The sequence below is a fragment of the Streptomyces sp. NPDC029526 genome (assembly GCF_040637405.1).
In the GTDB taxonomy this organism is placed as follows: Bacteria; Actinomycetota; Actinomycetes; order Streptomycetales; family Streptomycetaceae; genus Streptomyces.
In genome coordinates this window covers 153,907-172,594 of sequence record NZ_JBEZWE010000004.1, presented here as the reverse complement: position 1 = coordinate 172,594, position 18,688 = coordinate 153,907, and the positions used below count along the sequence as shown (strand labels likewise).

At 71.4% G+C, this 18,688-nt stretch carries 17 protein-coding genes and 1 riboswitch; of the genes, 7 read left to right on the top strand and 10 right to left on the bottom strand.

Translation table 11 applies throughout. From position 1 onward, the window contains the following. Positions 1-3 precede the first annotated feature (3 nt). The 5 genes from AB0F01_RS13650 to AB0F01_RS13630 form a co-directional block, all read right to left on the bottom strand. A complete protein-coding gene (locus AB0F01_RS13650; protein WP_362093932.1) occupies positions 4-486 on the bottom strand; it encodes an NUDIX hydrolase in 483 nt (160 codons plus the stop codon). 230 nt (positions 487-716) lie between these two features. Continuing rightward, entirely contained in the window at positions 717-1,622 is a 906-nt protein-coding gene (locus AB0F01_RS13645; RefSeq protein ID WP_362093929.1) for a LysR family transcriptional regulator, read from the bottom strand. 242 nt (positions 1,623-1,864) lie between these two features. Continuing rightward, the gene (locus tag AB0F01_RS13640) at positions 1,865-3,025 is read right to left on the bottom strand and encodes a cystathionine gamma-lyase (RefSeq protein WP_362093926.1); all 1,161 of its coding nucleotides are present in this window, start codon (positions 3,023-3,025) and stop codon (positions 1,865-1,867) included. Further along, on the bottom strand, positions 3,022-3,513 hold the full coding sequence (locus tag AB0F01_RS13635; RefSeq protein WP_362093923.1) for a low molecular weight protein-tyrosine-phosphatase: 492 nt from the start codon (positions 3,511-3,513) through the stop codon (positions 3,022-3,024). The genes AB0F01_RS13640 and AB0F01_RS13635 overlap by 4 nt, the downstream gene beginning before the upstream one ends. Before the next feature lie 4 nt (positions 3,514-3,517). Then, positions 3,518-3,895, bottom strand: a complete 378-nt coding sequence (locus AB0F01_RS13630; protein ID WP_362093921.1) for a phage holin family protein — start codon at positions 3,893-3,895, stop codon at positions 3,518-3,520. A 59-nt stretch (positions 3,896-3,954) separates the two neighbouring features. Between AB0F01_RS13630 and AB0F01_RS13625 the strand changes: the two genes are divergently transcribed. From AB0F01_RS13625 to AB0F01_RS13610, 4 genes are all read left to right on the top strand, one after another. Next, complete coding sequence (locus tag AB0F01_RS13625; protein ID WP_362093918.1) at positions 3,955-4,272, top strand: cupin domain-containing protein; 318 nt, start codon at positions 3,955-3,957, stop codon at positions 4,270-4,272. Between the two features lie 148 nt (positions 4,273-4,420). After that, positions 4,421-4,633, top strand: coding sequence for a DUF5326 family protein (locus tag AB0F01_RS13620; protein ID WP_362093915.1), 213 nt, complete (start codon positions 4,421-4,423; stop codon positions 4,631-4,633). Between the two features lie 277 nt (positions 4,634-4,910). Further along, positions 4,911-5,663, top strand: a complete 753-nt coding sequence (locus tag AB0F01_RS13615; RefSeq protein ID WP_362094407.1) for a helix-turn-helix domain-containing protein — start codon at positions 4,911-4,913, stop codon at positions 5,661-5,663. 100 nt (positions 5,664-5,763) lie between these two features. Further along, a complete protein-coding gene (locus AB0F01_RS13610) occupies positions 5,764-6,198 on the top strand; it encodes an SsgA family sporulation/cell division regulator (RefSeq protein ID WP_362093913.1) in 435 nt (144 codons plus the stop codon). 319 nt (positions 6,199-6,517) lie between these two features. On the opposite strand, the gene AB0F01_RS13605 is transcribed toward AB0F01_RS13610, so the two are convergent. After that, positions 6,518-7,987 (bottom strand): YibE/F family protein, encoded by a 1,470-nt coding sequence (locus tag AB0F01_RS13605; RefSeq protein WP_362093910.1) that lies wholly within the window; start codon positions 7,985-7,987, stop codon positions 6,518-6,520. A 71-nt stretch (positions 7,988-8,058) separates the two neighbouring features. Beyond that, a riboswitch (TPP riboswitch) is annotated at positions 8,059-8,248 on the top strand. Here AB0F01_RS13605 and thiC point away from each other — a divergent pair. Beyond that, positions 8,241-10,061 carry a phosphomethylpyrimidine synthase ThiC gene (gene thiC / locus AB0F01_RS13600; RefSeq protein WP_362093908.1) on the top strand — a complete coding sequence of 607 codons (1,821 nt, stop codon included), beginning with the start codon at positions 8,241-8,243 and terminating at the stop codon, positions 10,059-10,061. Its footprint overlaps the riboswitch before it by 8 nt. A gap of 198 nt (positions 10,062-10,259) precedes the next feature. Here thiC and AB0F01_RS13595 read toward each other — a convergent pair whose 3' ends face one another. Further along, positions 10,260-10,838, bottom strand: a complete 579-nt coding sequence (locus tag AB0F01_RS13595) for a hypothetical protein (RefSeq protein WP_362093905.1) — start codon at positions 10,836-10,838, stop codon at positions 10,260-10,262. A gap of 473 nt (positions 10,839-11,311) precedes the next feature. On the opposite strand from AB0F01_RS13595, the gene AB0F01_RS13590 reads away from it, so the two are divergent. Next, on the top strand, positions 11,312-12,808 hold the full coding sequence (locus AB0F01_RS13590; protein ID WP_362093902.1) for a VWA domain-containing protein: 1,497 nt from the start codon (positions 11,312-11,314) through the stop codon (positions 12,806-12,808). Between the two features lie 448 nt (positions 12,809-13,256). On the opposite strand, the gene AB0F01_RS13585 is transcribed toward AB0F01_RS13590, so the two are convergent. The 3 genes from AB0F01_RS13585 to AB0F01_RS13575 all read right to left on the bottom strand — a co-directional run bounded on the left by AB0F01_RS13585 (position 13,257) and on the right by AB0F01_RS13575 (position 17,021). Continuing rightward, a complete protein-coding gene (locus AB0F01_RS13585; protein ID WP_362093900.1) occupies positions 13,257-14,123 on the bottom strand; it encodes a hypothetical protein in 867 nt (288 codons plus the stop codon). 183 nt (positions 14,124-14,306) lie between these two features. Further along, positions 14,307-15,398, bottom strand: a complete 1,092-nt coding sequence (locus AB0F01_RS13580) for a metallophosphoesterase (protein ID WP_362094404.1) — start codon at positions 15,396-15,398, stop codon at positions 14,307-14,309. A gap of 510 nt (positions 15,399-15,908) precedes the next feature. After that, complete coding sequence (locus AB0F01_RS13575; RefSeq protein WP_362093897.1) at positions 15,909-17,021, bottom strand: LacI family DNA-binding transcriptional regulator; 1,113 nt, start codon at positions 17,019-17,021, stop codon at positions 15,909-15,911. A gap of 466 nt (positions 17,022-17,487) precedes the next feature. Here AB0F01_RS13575 and hisC point away from each other — a divergent pair, with 466 nt between their 5' ends. After that, positions 17,488-18,567 carry a histidinol-phosphate transaminase gene (hisC, locus tag AB0F01_RS13570; RefSeq protein WP_362093894.1) on the top strand — a complete coding sequence of 360 codons (1,080 nt, stop codon included), beginning with the start codon at positions 17,488-17,490 and terminating at the stop codon, positions 18,565-18,567. The last annotated feature ends 121 nt before the right edge of the window (positions 18,568-18,688 follow it).

Here is an 18,688-nt window from a genome sequence, read left to right as displayed (position 1 = left end):
AGGTCAGCCGAGGTCGGATGCGTGCAGGGCGCGTACCCCTTCGATGTTGCCGTCCAGGAAGTGGCGGAGGGAGAGCGGCACGAGGTGGACGGAGGCGATTCCGACCCGGGTGAACGGCACACGGACGATCTCGTACTCGCCGGCGGGTTCCTCGACCTCCGGGCCGTGTCGCAGGGAGGGGTCCATGGACTCGAGACGGCACACGAAGAAGTGCTGCACCTTCACGCCGGTGGCGCCGCCGTCCTCCCCGATGTGTTCCACAGTGTCCACGAAGCACGGCACGACGTCCGAGATCTTCGCTCCGAGTTCTTCGTGGACCTCCCGGTGCAGGGCGTCGACCACGGTCGAATCTCCCGGCTCGACCCCGCCTCCGGGCGTCACCCAGTAGGGATCGACGCCGGGCTTCGTGCGCTTGATCAGGATCAGATGGTCGTCGTCCAGCAGAACCGCACGGGCGGTGCGCTTGACCACGGGGCGGACGGTCATGGTGGAAATGTGGCCCGGTTGGTTCCACGTGAAACATCGACGGTGGCCCTCGGCGCTCCGTCGGGCGCCGCGGTGCTCTCCACCCGGCACGCCACCCGGCTCACCCCGTCGCGGGACGCGAGCTGGCGCTCGCCCAGCCCGCGCGGCATCTGCGTCGGCGCTGCGGCCCTCTGCGCCGACCACGTCGCCGCCGGGCCGGTGCGGCGGAACCGGCGCCCTGTCCGGGTCGGTCAGCACCAGTCGGTTGCCGTCCGCTGCAACCAGTCGTGCGCTCGCGCCACGTACGGCAGCGCCAGAGTGCCCGTGCGCACCACCAGGAAGTAGGTGCGCAGGGGCGGGACCGCCGGCTCGTACAGGACCCGCACCGCGCCCTTCTCCAGAGCCGAGGCGCACAGATAGCGGGGGAGCACCGCCAGCCCGGCACCGGCGACGGTGCAGGCCAGCACCGCGCGCAGATCGGGGACGACGACGGAGCCCGGCGAGGGCGGGCGGGAGTCGAAGACGGAGGCCCAATAGCGGGCGACGAACGGCAGCGACTCGTGCACCTCGATCACCGGCACCCGCTCCAGGACGGAGGTTCCGGTGTGGAGCGGTACGCCGTCGCCGACGCGTTCGGCCCAGCGCGGTGCGGCGACCAGGACGTGCTCCTCGTCGCAGAGGGCGGTCGCGGACAGCAGGGCTCCGCGGGGCCGCACCGTGCTGATGGCCAGATCGTGATGCCCGGCGGCCAGCCCGTCCAGGACATCCTCCGCGGTACCGAAGGAGGCGCGCAGGTCCAGGCTCCGTCCGTCCTCCGTCGTCAGACCGGTGAGGGCGGGAAGGACCCGCTCGGCGACGAATTCCGCGGGTCCGGCCAGGTGCAGGGTGCGCGACGCGGAGGACTCCTCCAGGCCGGTCCCGGCGATCTCCACCAGGGCGTCGAGGTGCGGTGCGGCCTTGTGGGCGAGTTCGTCCCCGACGGGGGTCGGTGTCACACCGCGGGCCTGTCGCAGGAACAGGGGCCGCCCGATCTGACGCTCCAGCGTCCGGATCTGCGAGGTGACGGCGGGCTGGGAGAGGCCGAGCAACGCGGCGGCGCGGGTGAAGGAACCGGCCCGGTGCACGGTGACGAACGTCCGCAGCAAGGCCAGATCCACGGCAGGCACTCCCCCTCGTCGGCACCGGCTGACGCCCCCGGCGGCGTCCCACTATAAATAAGTCGATAGGTCGCTGTCGTTTGTGTGATTGGACACTGACAGTGAGTCAACTAGCCTTGGTCACGCGGTTCTTCGCGCGCAGAACCGAGGACGGTCCGAGCCACGAGGGGGGAGGCTCGGACCGTCCTGTCGCCGGACCGTCCTGTCGCCGGGCCGACGGGGGCGCCGGCCCGGCCCGTGGGTCAGTCGGCCGACACGTCCAGGGCGTGCAGGACGTCCGCCACCAGGTCCTCGGCGTCCTCGGCACCGACCGAGAGGCGGATGAAACCCTCCGGCACGGCGTCCCCGCCCCACCGCCCCCGTCGCTCGGCCGTGGAGCGGACACCGCCGAAGCTGGTCGCGTCGTCCACGAGACGCAGCGCGTCGAGGAAGCGTTCCGCGTGGGCGCGCGTCGGCAGCGTGAAGGACACCACGCACCCGTACCCGCGCATCTGCCGCGAGGCGACCGGGTACGACGGGTCGCCGGCGAGTCCGGGGTAGCGCAGCCCCGTCACCTCGGGACGCTGCCGCAGCGCACCGGCGAGAACGAGCGCGGTCGCGTTCTGCCGTTCCACGCGCAGCTGCAGCGTGGCGAGCGAACGGTGTGCCAGCCATGCCTCCATGGGGCCCGGGATCGCGCCGGTGATCTTCCGCCAGCGCCGCACGGCCGCCATGGCCCGGCCGTCCCGCCCGGCGACGTAGCCGAGGAGGAGGTCACCGTGCCCGGTGAGCTGCTTGGTTCCGCTCGCCACCGTGAAGTCGGCGCCGAGTTCCAGGGGGCGCTGCCCGAGCGGGGTCGCCAGTGTGTTGTCGACGGCGACCCGGGCGCCGCGGGCATGGGCCTCGGCGACGAGCCGGCGGATGTCGCACACGTCCAGACCGGGATTGGACGGTGTCTCGATCCACAGCAGGTTCGCTCCGTCGAGCACGTCGAGCTGGGCGTCACCGCCCGTCGGCGCGGTGCGCACCTCGATGCCGAATGCCTCCAGCTGGGCGCGTGCCAGCGGCAGCGCCTGGTAGCCGTCGTCCGGCAGGACCGCCACGTCCCCGGAGCCGAGCTGGGAGAAGAGCACCGCGGAGATCGCCGCCATGCCGGAGGCGAACACCAATGTCTCGACGCCGTCCTGGCCGGGTGCCTCCAGCTCGCCGATGGCCCGTTCCAGCAAGGTCCAGGTCGGGTTCTCGTCCCGGCCGTAGGTGTATGGGCCGGTGGGGTCTCCGGAAAGGTGGAAATGGGCCGCGAACACCGGCCCGGGCAGGGTCGGCTCGTGCTTGACCGGCTCGGGGAGCCCGGCCCGCACCGCGCGCGTGCCGTCCCCGGGGCCGGGAGCAGCGGGGTGACCGTTCGTCGTGGGACCGCTCATGCCGCCCGTCCTTCCACCTGTGCGCGCACCGCGGCGAGCAGTCCGTCGCTCGCCGCCTCCACCATGGCCAGACATGTCTCGAACCCGTCCCGCTCGCCGTAGTAGGGGTCCGGCACATCGGGGTCGTCGGCCGCGCCGGGATCGTACGACCGCAGCAGACGCACCTTGGCCGCGTCCTGCTCGGTGGGGGCGAGCCGGCGCAGGGCCCGCAGGTGGCCGGTGTCGAGCGCGACGACGAGGTCGAGGCGGGGGAACCACGACGGATCGAACTGCCGGGCCGTGTGGTCGCAGTCGTAGCCGTTCTCACGGAGGACGGACACCGCCCGGGAGTCGGCGCCGTCCCCCTCGTGCCAGCCGCCCGTGCCGGCGCTGTCGACCTCGATCAGGCCCTCGAGCCCGGCCTCCGCCACGCGGGCGCGGAAGACGGACTCGGCCATCGGCGAGCGGCAGATGTTGCCGGTGCAGACGAAGCAGACGCGGTAGCTCATGTGTTCAGTCCCCGTCGGGCAGGACGAGGTTGAGCGCCCACGAGACGACCGAGATGATCAGTCCGCCGAGCACCGCGGTCCAGAAGCCCTCCACGTGGAAGCTCAGGTCGACCACCTCGGCGAGCCAGGAGGTCAGCAGCAGCATCAGCGCGTTCACCACCAGGGTGAACAGCCCGAGCGTCAGGATGAGCAGGGGCAGGCTGAGGAGCTGCACGACCGGCTTGACCAGGACGTTCACCACGCCGAAGATCAACGCGACGAGGATCAGGGTGCCGGCCTTCTTGCCCGTGCTGTCCCCGGTGAGGGTGATGTTGTCGACCAGCCACACCGCGACGGCGAGGGCGCCCGCGTTGGCGATCGTCTTGACTAGGAAATTCATCATGTGTCTGATCGTGGCAGACACGATCGGACCTGGGCAGTGAGGTGGGGGCGGGCATCGCCATGAAGGCATTCCGACTGGACGAACTGGAGGCCGAGCGGGCCGCCAACGACGGTGCGTACCTGCAGTTCCTGCGGGAACGGAACATGTCGGTCGGCCTGTACGCGCTCGATGCAGGGGTCCAGGACCCGCAGCAGCCGCACCGGCAGGACGAGGTGTACTTCGTCGTCAGCGGCCGTGCGTCGATCACCGTGGGCACGGAGACCACGCAGGTGGCGCGCGGCAGCGTCGTGTACGTACCGGCGGGCGTCCCGCACAAGTTCCATCACATCAGCGAGGACCTGCGGGTTCTGGTCGTCTTCTCTCCGCCCGAGAGCTGAGCCGGGGTCTCGGGGTTCCCTAGGGGTTCGCTCAGGGGAGGACAAGGGGTCCGCGACCCCCGCGGAACCTCCGGCCGTCCTAGCATCGAGTGCAGGACATCATCGACACGACCCGTATCCGGCGGGCGGAGAGGTAAGGACGAGGGCCATGCGAGAGATCTTCACGGGACTGCCGTGGTGGGTGAAGTGGATCGCGGTGCCGGTCATCGCCCTGGTCGTGTTCGGCGGCCTGATAGCGAGTGTGGTCGGCTTCGTGATCAGCCTCCTCTTCAAGCTGCTGGTGTTCGTCGCCCTGGTCGGCGGACTCATCTACGTCGTACGGAAGTTCATGGCCGGCTCCACCTCGCGCAGCGACTGGTGAGCCCGCCGGGAACCGGGGCGGCAGCACGGCACGTCACCGGTTCCCTCGGCCGAGGGAACTTCGCCGGTGGACCGGCCCATGGACGGTGACGGACGGTTAGAGTCCGACACGCGGCGTGGGGACGGCGCATCCCCGCGAGCGGCCCGCACGCCCACCCGTGTTCCCCGCACGGGCCGCCCCTCGCCCTCGGGAGTGATCCTTGGCCCCGGCCGACACCGCCCCTGCCCACGTGGCCTCCGTCCCCTCGCAGCCCGGCGCACCGGAGTCCGCCGCGGCCCTGCCGACCGCGACACTCATCGGCTCGGTACAGCGTGCGCTGCGGCTGCTGGAGTGCGTGGCGGGACACATGTACGGGGCTCCGGCCAAGCAGCTGGCCCGGGAGACCGGTCTCGCCCTTCCCACGACGTACCACCTGCTGCGGACCCTGGTCCACGAGGGTTATCTGCGCCGGGACAAGGGACTGTTCTTCCTCGGAGAGGCCGCCGAGCGGCTGAGCAGCAGCGGAGCGCGGCAGAAACGTCGCACCACGTTCCTCGAGACCCTCGCCCACTGGAGGGACGCTCTCGGCACGCCCGTGTACTACGCGGTGTACCGCGAGGGCGAGATCGACGTCCTGTGCGTCTCGGACACCCCCGGCAACCCCGCCGTCGAGGAGTGGGCCGCGTTCCGTGAGACCGGTCACGCCCACGCCATCGGGCAGTGCCTGCTCTCCCAACTGGGCGAGGAGGACCGCCGTGACCACCTCGCCCGCCACCCGGTCCGGCCCGTCACGCCGTACACGGTGCGCGACGGGCACAGTCTGCTCCGGCGCCTCGAACGTTCCCGCCGGACGGATGTGGTGACGGAGCGCCAGGAGTACGCCGTGGGGACGGTCTGTGCGGCGATCCCGGTCACGGTCGGCAGTACGGCCGCGGCGATCGCCATTTCGCTGCCCGCACACCAGGCCGACCGCCTGGTCCCCGCGGCGCAGCGTCTGCAGACAGAGGGGGCGCGTCTCGTCGGGTCGCTCGCACTCTCTATCAGTATCTGAAAACTTACTCCTTGTGATCTGCTGTGTACTTTCAGCAAGATTCCATCAGGTGTCAGGTGGTCCATTCCCGGCCAGTCGACGGCAAATGACGGGGTAGGCGATGCGCGAATCCGTGCAGGCAGAGGTCATGATGAGCTTTCTCGTGTCGGAGGAGCTGTCCTTCCGCATCCCGGTGGAACTCCGCTACGACACCTGTGATCCCTATGCCGTGCGGCTGACGTTCCATCTTCCGGGTGATGCGCCGGTGACCTGGGCGTTCGGGCGGGAGCTCCTGGTCGACGGTGTGGGGCGCCCGTGCGGTGAGGGCGACGTACGGGTCTCTCCCGTGGAACCGGACGCCCTGGGCGAGGTGATGATCCGGCTCCAGGTCGGCAGCGACCAGGCGCTGTTCCGCTCCTCGACGGCTCCGCTGGTGGCGTTCCTCGACCGCACGGACAAGCTGGTCCCGCTGGGCCAGGAAGGCGCGCTCGCGGACTTCGACGCCCACCTGGACGACGCACTGGACCGGATCCTGGCGGAACAGAGCGCCGGCTGACGCCCGCGCGGGCCGCCCGGGTGGGTGGAACGCTCCTGAGCGTTCCACCCACGATGCGCAGAAACGCTCCGTCAGCTTCCGGCGGCCACCTCCTGGTGGCCACCTCCGGCGGTCAGCCCGCGTCACCGCGGTGGACGACCGCTTCCCCCGCGGTGGAACGCGAGGGTCACAGCGGGGCACCACGGGTGCCGCAGTGCCGGGCAGCCGGTGGGGCGCCGGGGTTCGCCGGCCCTGGGGGAGGCCCGTCGGCCGGCGCAACACCTCGACGCGGGGCGTTCCGCGACGGAAGACCGGGCCGTCCGGCCGGGGCCGCCGAGGCTCAGCGCTTGCGCCGCCTCCCCCGCCCTCCGCGCGGGGAGGCCGGCCGGGCTTGCGGGACCGTCCCGCCGCCCCCGGCCTTCGCGGCTGCCTTCGGCCGACTGCCGTCCGTCGGACGGTCCGCCGAGACGACCAGGGCGGCCAGCGCCGTGGTCACCGGCACGGAGGCGACCAGTCCGATCGACCCGATGAGGGTCCGCACGATCTCCTCCGCCACCAGTTCGCTGTTGGCCACCGTTCCGACGCCGCTCTGCGCGATGGAGAACAGCAGCAGCAGCGGCAGGGCGGCACCCGCGTAGGCGAGAACGAGCGTGTTGACCACCGAGGCGATGTGGTCACGGCCGATCCTGATCCCCGCGCGGTACAGCGCACGCCGGCTCATCAGCGGATTGGCCTCGTGCAGTTCCCACACCGCGGACGTCTGCGTGACGGTGACGTCGTCCAGCACACCCAGCGAGCCGATGATCACTCCGGCCAGCAGCAGACCGCTCATGTCGATCCCCGGATACAGCCCGTGGATCAGACCGGTGTTGTCGTCCGTGTTCCCGGTCAGCGCCGCCCAGCCGATGAACACCGAGCCGAGGATGCCGATCAGCAGCAGGGAGATCAGGGTGCCCAGGACGGCGACCGACGTGCGGGCGGACAGTCCGTGACAGAGGTACAGCGCGATCAGCATGATGGCGCTCGCCCCGACCACGGCGACCGCCAGGGGGTTCGACCCCTGCAGGATCGCGGGCAGGATGAAGAAGTTGAGCACCACGAAGCTCATGGCCAGGGCGACCAGCGCCATGACCCCGCGCAGCCGTCCCACGGCCACGACCGCGAGCGCGAAGACGCCGGCCAGCAGCGCCAGGGGGAAGCGCCGGTTCACGTCGGTGACCGAATACTGCAGGTCCTTCGGCGCGGACGGCTCGTAGGCGACGACGACTTCCTGATCGCGGCTCAGCTGGCGGGACTGGTCGGGCTGCACGATCTCGGTGAACGTACGGCCCTTGTCCTTGCCGGAGTCCACGCGGATCGTGGCCTTCTTGCAGGTGCCGTCCGCCTGTTGCTGGGCCGACGAGCCCTCCGCCGTGGACGTGTCGCCGGTCGGCACGCCCCCGGAGGCGTTGACCGACCTGCAGCTCACCTCGACCACGTCGGTGACCGTCGCCTGCTGGGTCTGCCGGTCGAAGCCGACACCGGTGCGTTCGTGCCCGGGGGTACCGCCCGGCCACAGCACCACCAGGCCGGCCAGCACGGCCACGGCGAACGGGATCAGGATCGCCGCGATGACCTTGCGCAGGTGTCGCGAGACGGGAGCCGCCGGACCGTGGCTGTGGCTGTGGGCGTGGCCACCGCCCGGCCCCGCATGCCCGTGGCCCGGCTCGGTGCCGGTTCCGGGTCCTTGGCCGGGGACACCGCCGTTTCCGGCGCCGGATCCGTGGGGTGGTTCGGGCGGGGGGTACGGAGGATGGTGCGTCGAGGTCACCGCCCGATCATCGCAAGAACGGGGAGGGCCCTCTGGTCACCGCGCCAGAACGGAGGCTAGCGTGGGGGCAACTTTGTACACGCGGGAGCTCGGAGCACCGGGCTGAGAGGGCGCTGACCTCCGTTCCAGCGACGTTTCACATGAAACATCACCGAGTCCGAGTGATGTTGCACACGAAACGCCGACCGACGGAAGCCGCTGCGTCGACCGCCGAACCTGTTACCGGGTAATGCCGGCGTAGGGAGTAGGTCTCATGACCAACAAGGACGCACGCACGCCTGTCTCCACGCAGAACCCGACGGATGCGTCGGTGAGCGAGAACGGGGAGACCCCACCGTCCATCGGCTGGCACAAGGCGTACGTCGAAGGCACCCGCCCGGATCTGCGGGTGCCGGTCCGACAGGTGCATCTCACCAACGGGCAGTCGGTCACCCTGTACGACACCTCGGGCCCGTACACCGATCCGCACGTCGACACGGACGTGCGCAGGGGGCTGGCGCCTCTGCGGGAGCACTGGATCGTCGCCCGGGGCGACACCGAGGAGTACGCGGGACGGCCGGTGCGCCCCGAGGACGACGGAATCAGGCACACCTCACCCCGGGGCGGCCTGCGCAACCTCGACGCGGTCTTCCCCGGCAGGCCGCGTCAGCCACGCAGGGGACGCCCGGGTCGGCCGGTCACGCAGCTCGCCTACGCGCGACGCGGCGAGATCACACCGGAGATGGAGTACGTCGCCATCAGGGAGAACGTCACCCCCGAGGTGGTGCGCGAGGAGATCGCGGCGGGGCGCGCCGTGCTGCCGGCCAACGTCAACCACCCGGAGACCGAGCCGATGATCATCGGCAAGCGGTTCCTGGTCAAGGTGAACGCCAACATCGGCAACTCGGCAGTCACCTCCTCCATCGAGGAGGAGGTGGAGAAGATGACCTGGGCGACGCGCTGGGGCGCGGACACGGTGATGGACCTGTCCACCGGCCGCAACATCCACACCACGCGGGAGTGGGTGCTGCGCAACTCACCCGTGCCGATCGGGACCGTCCCGCTCTACCAGGCCCTGGAGAAGGTGGACGGCCGGGCCGAGGAGCTGACCTGGGACATCTACAAGGACACGGTCATCGAGCAGGCCGAACAGGGCGTGGACTACATGACGGTCCACGCGGGCGTGCGCCTGGCGTATGTGCCGCTCACCGCCCGCCGCAAGACCGGCATCGTCTCGCGGGGCGGTTCGATCATGGCCGCGTGGTGCCTGGCGCACCACAAGGAGTCGTTCCTCTACGAGAACTTCGAGGAGCTCTGCGAGATCCTCGCGGCCTACGACGTCACGTACTCGCTGGGGGACGGCCTCCGGCCCGGCTCGATCGCCGACGCCAACGACGAGGCCCAGTTCGCGGAGTTGCGCACGCTCGGGGAACTCAACCGGATCGCCAAGCGTTTCGACGTACAGACCATGATCGAGGGCCCGGGCCACGTCCCGATGCACAAGATCAAGGAGAACATCGACCTTCAACAGGAGATCTGCGATGAAGCTCCGTTCTATACGCTCGGCCCGCTGACGACGGACGTCGCGCCGGCCTACGACCACATCACCTCCGGCATCGGCGCCGCCATGATCGCCTGGTGGGGCACGGCGATGCTCTGCTACGTCACCCCGAAGGAACACCTGGGTCTGCCCAACCGCGACGACGTCAAGACCGGCGTGATCACGTACAAGATCGCCGCGCATGCCGCTGACCTGGCCAAGGGACACCCGGGAGCGCAGGAGTGGGACGACGCCCTGTCCGACGCCCGCTTCGAGTTCCGGTGGGAGGACCAGTTCAACCTGGCCCTCGACCCGGACACGGCGCGGGAGTTCCACGACGAGACCCTCCCGGCGGAGCCGGCCAAGACGGCTCACTTCTGCTCGATGTGCGGGCCGAAGTTCTGCTCGATGAAGATCAGCCACGACATCACCGAGCGGTTCGGAGGCACGGCGGCCGACGGTGCCTCCGCCGAAGAGGTCGCCGAGGGCATGCTGCAGAAGTCGAAGGAGTTCGCGGCGAGCGGTAACCGGGTGTACCTGCCGATCGCTGACTGACGCGCGTGCACGGCACGGCGCCGGCTGTTCTGCGGGGCAGTCGGCGCCGTGCGCCGCTCTTCTCGCCAGTCACGGCGGTGAGTGGGCCGTGGACAGCGGGGGACGTGCGGGGTGACCGGGGCCGCCCTCGGAACTCGGACCGGACCGACGGGCAGGCAGTGGCCGCCGACCGGGGGTGCCCCTGTCGGCGAGCCGTGGTCAAGGTCGCTGGGCGTTCCGCAGGCGTTCGACCTGGCGGCTGATCAGCTCGGTGGGGAACGAGAGGTCCTCGCCTGTGCTGAGCTCGCTGAACGTGGCGATGGTGTTCCCCGTGCGGACCACGACGTACTGCTGGTTGTGGCGGTCGCCTTCCGGCCCGGAGGGGTCTGTCTCCCGGTAGGCCACGGCTTCGTCACCGACCCGCGGGGCGGTCTCCGTCCTCACCCGCACCGTGTACGGCCCGACCCAGCCTTCTCCCTCGTACGAACGGCAGGTGGCGAGTGCCCGCTCGAGTTCGGCGAAGATACGTGCGGCCTCGCCCTCCGCGTAGGAAGCCAGTGTGGAGCTGCCGCCCATGAGGTTCTTCTTCCAGTTGAAGTGCTGGAAGACGTGGGCGGCCGACCCCTTGCCGTTCCGGACGTCGGGCAGCGGTCGGCAGGCAGGATCGGACGGGGGAGGAAACGAACGTCCGCTGTCCTCGGGCTCGGGTTCCTGCACCGTCAAGGGCTCGTGGACCTCGGGCACTTCACCGGGTTGGAAGGCGAGCGCCTTGAGCCGGGCGGTTGTCAAGGGCTGCACGGGGGGCCGGGCCGCAGACGCCGAGGACGATGCCTCGGGCGCGGCTTGCGTCTCCTGTGCCGGGGCGCACCCCGAGGTGAGGCACAGACCGATGACCGCCGCCGCGGCGGCTCTTCCCGGTCCTCTCGTGCGCGGTCGCATGAGTGGGTCCCCCCGGACGGATGTGGATGAGAGAGCGGTGCCGTGTGCGTGAGCGGGAAGTTACCAGGGGTGTGCGCGGGAGGTGCTGCCGGGACGACCACTTCGCGGTGAGGACCGCCGGGCGACGCATGGGTGCCTTCGCCCCGGGCGAGGTGCGCAGGTGCTCATCGGGTCCCGGCGCCCGGTCCGAGGACGCGAGTCCGTACGTCCGGAGGTGGCGCCGCCCCACGGGCGGAGGATCCGCTGCGCCCGGGCCGGCCGGTGGGTACGACCGGGTGCTCCCCGTACCCGGCACGGTGGGTTTCGGACACGCGGGGAGGCAGACTGGCCGCATGACTGCGACACCGATGAGCAAGGGTTCCAACCTCCCGGTCGATGCCCCCGTGGTGCGCGTCGAACTGGCCTGGGGGACCGGTCCCGGGGTGCCCGATGTCGACGCCTCGGCCCTGCTCCTCACCGAGGCCGGCCGGGTGCGGGACGACGGCGACTTCGTCTTCTACAACCAGCCGCGCCACTCGTCCAACGCCGTGACGCACCGCGGGAAGCATCCCGCCGCCGGGGGCACGACCGACACCCTGGAGGTCGACCTCCGCTCGCTGGAACCCGCCGTCGAGCGCATCGTGCTGTGCGCGTCGGCGGACGGGGGCACCTTCGGCCAGGTACCGGGACTCGTGCTGCGGCTGCTGGACGCCGGGACCGGAGCCGAACTGGCCCGCTTCGACATGGCGGCCGGGACGGAAACGGCCTTCATCGGCGGTGAGCTGTACCGGCGGCAGGGGGCCTGGAAGTTCCGGGCCGTGGGGCAGGGCTACGCCTCCGGACTGGCCGGACTCGCCACCGACTTCGGCATCTCGGTGGACGACGACGCCCCGGCCGCGCCCGCCACCGCGGCGCCGCCGCAGGTCCCGCCCGCCGCTCCCCCGGCCCCGGCCGCGCAGGCGCCGTACCCCTCGGCGCCGGTGCCGCCGACCGCGGTGCCCCCGCCCCACCCCGCGCCCCCGCCCGCACCCGCATCCCCGCCCGAACCGGTCACCGCGTCCGCACCGTCGCCCGGCCCGGTGGCTCCCCGGCTCACCAAGGGGGAGGAACGGCTGCCGGTGGACATGCGCAAGCGGCTGTCGCTGCGCAAGGAGCAGGTGGCGGTCAGCCTGCGCAAGCACGGGGCGGCCGGGATCACCGCCCGTGTGGTGCTCGTCCTGGACGCCTCCGGGTCGATGTCCTTCCTGTACTCCAAGGGCATCGTGGCCGACGTCGTGGAGCGCATGGCGGCGGTGGCGGCACAACTGGACGACGACGGAGAGATGCAGGCGTGGACGTTCGCCTCCCGTCCGGCCCGGCTGCCCGACCTGACCCTCGGTGAACTGCCCGACTGGCTGCGGCTCCACGTGCGGGTGGGGGAGATGAGCCTCTTCCGGCGCGGCCGCAAGAAGGGACTGGACCCGAGCCAGGTCGACATGCGCGAGGTCGGCATCCAGAACGAGGAGCAGAAGGTCATCGCCGAGGTGCGGTCCTTCGTGCGGTCCCACCCCGCGGCGGCACCCACCCTGGTGCTGTTCTTCTCCGACGGTGGCGTCTACCGCAACGGGGACATCGAACGGGAGCTCCGCGAGGCGGTGGAGGAGCCGATCTTCTGGCAGTTCGTGGGGCTCGGTCGGGCCGACTACGGCGTCCTGGAGCGGTTCGACACGCTGCCCGGCCGACGCGTCGACAACGTCGGCTTCTTCGCCGTCGACGACATCAGCACGGTGCCCGACCCCGAGCTGTACGACCGTCTGCTGTCCGAGTTCCCGTCATGGATCACGGCCGCGGGCAGGGCGGGCATCCTCTGACCGCCCGACGGGCGCAAGGACCACCGGACGACGGACCCACCTCCCCGCCCCCCGACGTGTCCACGTACGACCGCAGGCACCTCCGGGGCGTCCTCGGGCACCGCCGGCCCCGGGAACGGTCGCACGCGGCTCCCGAGCATCGGCGCGCCGGAGAGGTGCGGTGCGGCGCCGCGGGCGCGCACCGTGGGGCCCGACCCGCGCGGGCAAGCGTGGCGCGGTCGGACGTCGTGGCCCGCCCGGCGCGCCGTACCGCCCGTCCGGGCAGACGGTCAGGTCGCGGGCGCGCCGCAGGGGGCGCCGCAACCCGATCGTGAGCGGGGAGTGCCGGCCGGCGTTCGTTCCCGGCGAGCGCCTGCCCAGGACCTGGACCGGCGCGGTGTTCACGGCGCACTCGGCCGTGGCTCCGGGCTCGCCCCGGTCCGAGGTGGAGCAAGCGGTCGGGGGCCGCTCACTCCGGCTGGTGTTCCGGGCCGCCGAAGTCCGGGCTGCTGTAGTCCGGGCTCGAGTAGCTGGGCCGTGAGCCGCGCGCCCGCCCCTCGCCCGGGCTGGTGAAACCCGGCCGGTCGTAGCCCAGCTGCGGCATGCGGCCGGCCGGGGTGCCGGGTGCCGACGGGTGCAGTGCGGCGGCGGTGCCCGGATCGGACAGGGCGTCTCGTAGGAACGGCACGATGCCCCGCTCCAGCAGGGCTTCCCGCCACGCCTCCCGGGCCCGGGCCAGCTCTCCGTCGGCTTCCGCGTAGGAGCCGCCGCGCGCCGAGGGCTTGTTGCGCAGTGCCGTGAGCAGCAGACCCACCGCGGCGAGCAGGATGGCGACCGCGGTCACCGCGCCGAACACCCATCCGGTGGTGAGCATGGTCCGGGCGAAGGCGGCGTCCGGGTCGACGGCCCGCAGGACGTAGCCGACGAGCAGGAAGATCACGGCCGCGGTTCCGGCCAGGACGGGGGCCAGGACCGCCATCACGGCGACGGCGCCCGCGCCGGCGGTCTCGGCGACCTCGCCCACGGTGGCGGCGAGCCCCATCGCGCCGCCGGACTCCTCGGCGCCCGCGTCCCGGGCGGCCGGGGCGGGCCGGGACGGCGGGTGGCGCAGTTCCTCACGGACCTTGACGTAGTGCTGGTACTCGGTCGCCGCGGCCGCCGCGATGATCGCGGTGGCGTCGAGCGCCATGGTGCGCAACTGTTCGATGTTGAGCCGCTGTCCGGCGGCGCTCAGTTCGGGACGGTGTGGTGCGGTGCGCAGCGCCTCATCGAGAACCCGCTCGTACTCCTGGCGGTCCTCGCTCATCAGGTACTGCGGAACGCTGTTCATGTGCATCCCCCGATGCTCCGTAGGGCTTGGGGCTCGGCATGCTGACGAGCCGTCGGGCAGAAACGGAGGGGAGCCTGCTACGGATAAGCCGATGGTAGAGCGGTGACGGCGCGCGGTGACAGGGGGTTTACCGAAATTGACGACGGACCGCCGAGCGCCGGGGCCGGCGCCGGGCGGTCCGGTGAGGCCTCAGATGTGCAGCGGCAGTTGCCGGACCAGCAGCTTTCCCGCCATCGTCACGCCGCCGTCCATCGCGATGGCGAGTCCGTCGGCGTAGACGTGCGGCCCCTCGATGACCGGCCCGCGGTCGTCCTCGCCGTCCTCGGAGCCGACTTCGCCCAGGAGGTACGGAATGGGGCTGTGCCCGTGAACGACCCGGGTGCCCCCGTACGTATCCAGCAGGGAGCGCACCGCGTCGGCCCCGCCCTCGTCCCGGAAGGAGAAGCGCTTGGTGAACTTGCGGAACAGGTCCCAGACCTCGTCCGCGTCGTTGCGGGTGATCGTCTCGCGGACGGTGTCGTTGACCTCCTCGATGGAGCGGCCGTAGTCGAGGTAGGCGGTGGTGTCGGAGTGCAGCAGCAGGTGGCCGTCGACCTGCTCGACGGCGTCCAGGCGGGACATCCACTGCAGGTGGTGGTCCTGCAGGCGGTCCATGTCGGTCTTCTGGCCGCCGTTGAGGAGCCAGGCGGCCTGGAAGGTGGCGGTGCCGGCCCCGGAGTTGACGGGGGTGTCGCCGAACCGCTTGGCGCCGAGCAGCAGCAGCTCGTGGTTGCCCAGCAGGGCCTTGCAGTAGCCGCCGGCGGCAGCGGCCTCGGCGGACAGCCGCATCACGAGGTCGATGACGCCGATGCCGTCCGGGCCGCGGTCGGTGAAGTCGCCGAGGAACCACAGGCGGGCGGTGCCGGCGCACCACTGGCCCGCGGCGTCGATCAGGCCCTGTTCCTGGAGGGCGGCCACGAGCTCGTCGAGGTAGCCGTGGACGTCCCCGACCACGTACAGCGGCCCGGGGCCGGTGACGGACTGCGGGGCGGGGGCGGACTCGGGTTCGACGGTCACCTGGACAGTGTCCCCCCGATTGATGACGGGGAGGTCCCGCTGGGTGGGGGTGTATCCGTCGGGGTGGGGCTCCGCGGTCGGCGGGGCGACGTCGCCGGGATGCGTGCTGTGGACGTACGGGCCGGTCTCGTGGACGTACGCGGGCACCCGGAAGTCGCGCAACGTCGCCGTGCGCTGCACCTCGGGTCCCTGACCGGCCCCCTGAGTCATCGACCCCTCCACCACCATCGCGCCGCGTCTGCACCGCATCGGACTGCCTGGTCGCAGCGGTCCGCGGTGTCGTGGGCCCATCATAGGAATGCGAATCCCGCCATGTGATGACCCAGGGGTGGTGAATCAGGGCAACGCTCCGCCCGGCCGTGCGTTCTGTCCGGGTTGTGCCCGATTTCGCCGTCCCCGGATCGGCTCGGCGCGGGAGATCGGTAGGCGGGACAGGGCTGCCGTTTCACCGGACGGCGGCCCGATTCCCCCGGAGGAGTGGGCGTGGAGTGGCCCGCCCTTCACCCGCCGCGAGGCGCCTCCGCCGTCCCTGCCTTCACCTTCCGCCAAGCGCCCCGCCGTCCCGCGCCTTCCGGTGGCGCCGCGCGGTCCTCCCCCGGCGCCCCGTGCCCAGGCGTCCCGGCGCCCCGGGGCCCTGACGTCCCGGCGGACGTCCCCGTTTCCCGCCGCACCCAGTGGTGCGGCCGTATTGTCAGGTCCGCTCGGGATGCCCGGATGCTGACCGTCGTGCGGGTGTCAGGACCCCTCGGGGGACCTGGGCGGACTGACCGTCGTGCGCGGCGGCCGGCGTTGTGAGGAGGTGCGCACGATCAGCTCCGTCGGTATCACCTGCTCCACCGGCTGGTCCGAGGCGACCCCCTCGATCGCGTCGATGAGCAGCTGCACCACGGCCGTGCCGATGCGGCGCGGCTTGAGGGAGAGGGTGGTGATCGGGGGCTCGGTGTTGGCGTAGACGGCGGACTCGCTGCAGCAGACCAGCAGCAGGTCCTCCGGGACGCGCAGGCCGTATCGGCGGGCGGCGGCGAGCAGGTCGGTGCCGTTGGGGTCGAACAGGCCGTAGACGGCGTCCGGGCGGTCGGGCCGGGCGAGGAGCCGGTCGGCGGCGACGGCCCCCGCACACGGATCGTGCGCGGGGTAGGACTCGTAGACCGGATCCTGTCCCACCCGCTCGCACCAGCGCAGGTAGGCGGTGGTGGACAGGTGGGTGTAGGTGTCGGTGGTGGTTCCGGTCAGCAGGCCGATGCGGCGGGCGCCGGCGTCGGCGAGGTGGTCCAGGATGCCGAGGACGGCGGCCTCGTGGTCGTTGTCGACCCAGGCGGTGACCGGCAGGGAGCCGGCCGGGCGGCCGTCGGAGACCACCGGTAATCCCTGCCGGACGAGTTCGCTGACGACCGGGTCGTGGTCGGACGGATCGATCACCACGGTGCCGTCCAGGGCGACGTTGGACCACACGTCGTGCCGGGAGGTCGCCGGAAGGATCACGAGGGCGTAGCCGCGGTCGAGCGCGGCGGAGGTGGCGGCGCGCGCCATCTCCGCGAAGTACGCGAACTCCGTGAAGGTGAAAGGTTCATCCCCGTACGTGGTGACGGTCAGGCCGATGAGTCCCGACTTGCCGGTGCGGAGCGTGCGGGCCGCGGCCGAGGGACGGTAGCCCAGTCTGTCGGCGACCTCGCGTACATGACGCCGGGTGGCGTCCGGGAGCCTGCCCTTTCCGTTGAGGGCGTCGGAGACGGTCGTGATGGAGACTCCGGCGGCGGCGGCCACGTCCCTGATGCCCGCTCGACCCGGCCGGCTGCCTCGACGTGAGGTTTCCGCGCGGCTCACCTGGTGCTTCCCTGCTGCTGTCATGGCGAGCCGATAGTAGGGCTCATGCGGTGGGGTAGGGCGGACGCATATGCACGCGTTGACAGGCACGTTTCTGCATGATCATAAATGTCCAACCCCCTGGGAAACCAAGGTAGTTGAAGCGTCCAATTCACGGAAGTGACGTGTCGGCGCGCACGTGCCTGCCAAGGGTGCGATGTTGCGAAGAGGTCTCAACTCACCTGCACGAGGGATGCGCGCCACGGCGTGAACCACCGGCGCATAGATATATGTGAGGCGCGCCCCCTGTTCCCGCGCGCTTCGTCTGCCTTCGGGTGATCTTGCCCCTTTGCTGTGGCGTCGAGGGCCCCGGGGCGGTCACGGCGTCGGCCGGGGCGCCGGCATCCCGCCCCGCTGCGGCCCTACGCAGCGGAGGGGAATCCTCATAAGGTGAGCAGTATTGGATGTCGGCGGCGGTCATGGGCCGCCGGTCTTCGCGAGGAGGACTGCGGTGAGCGAGACGAGCCCCAAGCTGCGCGCCGAGCTGGAGGGGATCCCCACCTACAAGCCGGGCCGGCCGGCCGCCGAGGGCGGTCCCGCGGCGTACAAGCTGTCCTCCAACGAGAACCCCTACCCGCCGCTGCCGGGCGTGATGGAGACCGTGGCGGCAGCGGCCTCGTCCTTCAACCGGTACCCGGACATGGCGTGCACGTCCCTGATGGCCGAGCTGTCCGAGCGGTTCGCGGTGCCCGCGTCGCACCTGGCCACCGGGACCGGTTCGGTGGGTGTGGCCCAGCAGCTGCTGCAGGCCACCTCGGGCCCCGGCGACGAGGTGATCTACGCCTGGCGGTCCTTCGAGGCCTATCCGATCATCACGCAGATCAGCGGGGCCACGTCCGTCCAGGTGCCGCTGACGCCGGGTGACGTGCACGACCTGGACGCCATGGCCGACGCGATCACCGACCGCACCCGTCTGATCTTCGTCTGCAACCCCAACAACCCGACCGGCACCGTGGTCCGGCGGGCCGAGCTGGAACGCTTCCTGGACCGGGTGCCGAAGGACGTCCTGGTGGTGCTGGACGAGGCGTACCGCGAGTTCATCCGTGATCCTGAGGTGCCCGACGGCGTCGAGATCTACCGGGACCGGCCCAACGTCTGCGTCCTGCGGACCTTCTCCAAGGCCTACGGGCTGGCCGGGCTGCGGGTCGGTTTCGCGATCGCCCACGAGCCGGTGGCCGCGGCGCTGCGCAAGACGGCGGTGCCCTTCGGGGTGAGCCAGATCGCGCAGGAGGCGGCGATCGCCTCGCTGAGGGCCGAGGACGAGCTCATCGGCCGGGTGGGATCGCTGGTGTGCGAGCGGAACCGCGTGGTCGACGGGTTGCGCGGGCAGGGCTGGACGGTGCCCGAGACCCAGGCGAACTTCGTCTGGCTGCGGCTGGGAGAGCGCACGGCCGCGTTCGCGCAGGCGTGTGAGCAGGCGGGTGTCGTGGTCCGGCCGTTCCCGGGCGAGGGCGTGCGGGTGACGGTCGGGGAGGACGAGGCGAACGACATCTTCCTCAAGACGGCGGAGGCCTTCCGCAGGGAGGCCTGACCTCCACGACGCCACGGTGTCCGGGCGGCCGGCGGGTGATCCCGCCGGCCGCCCGCGTGTGTGCGGGGAGCCGGTCCGGTCCGCCCCGCGCGGACGGTCGTCGGGGCGGACCGGCGTCCCC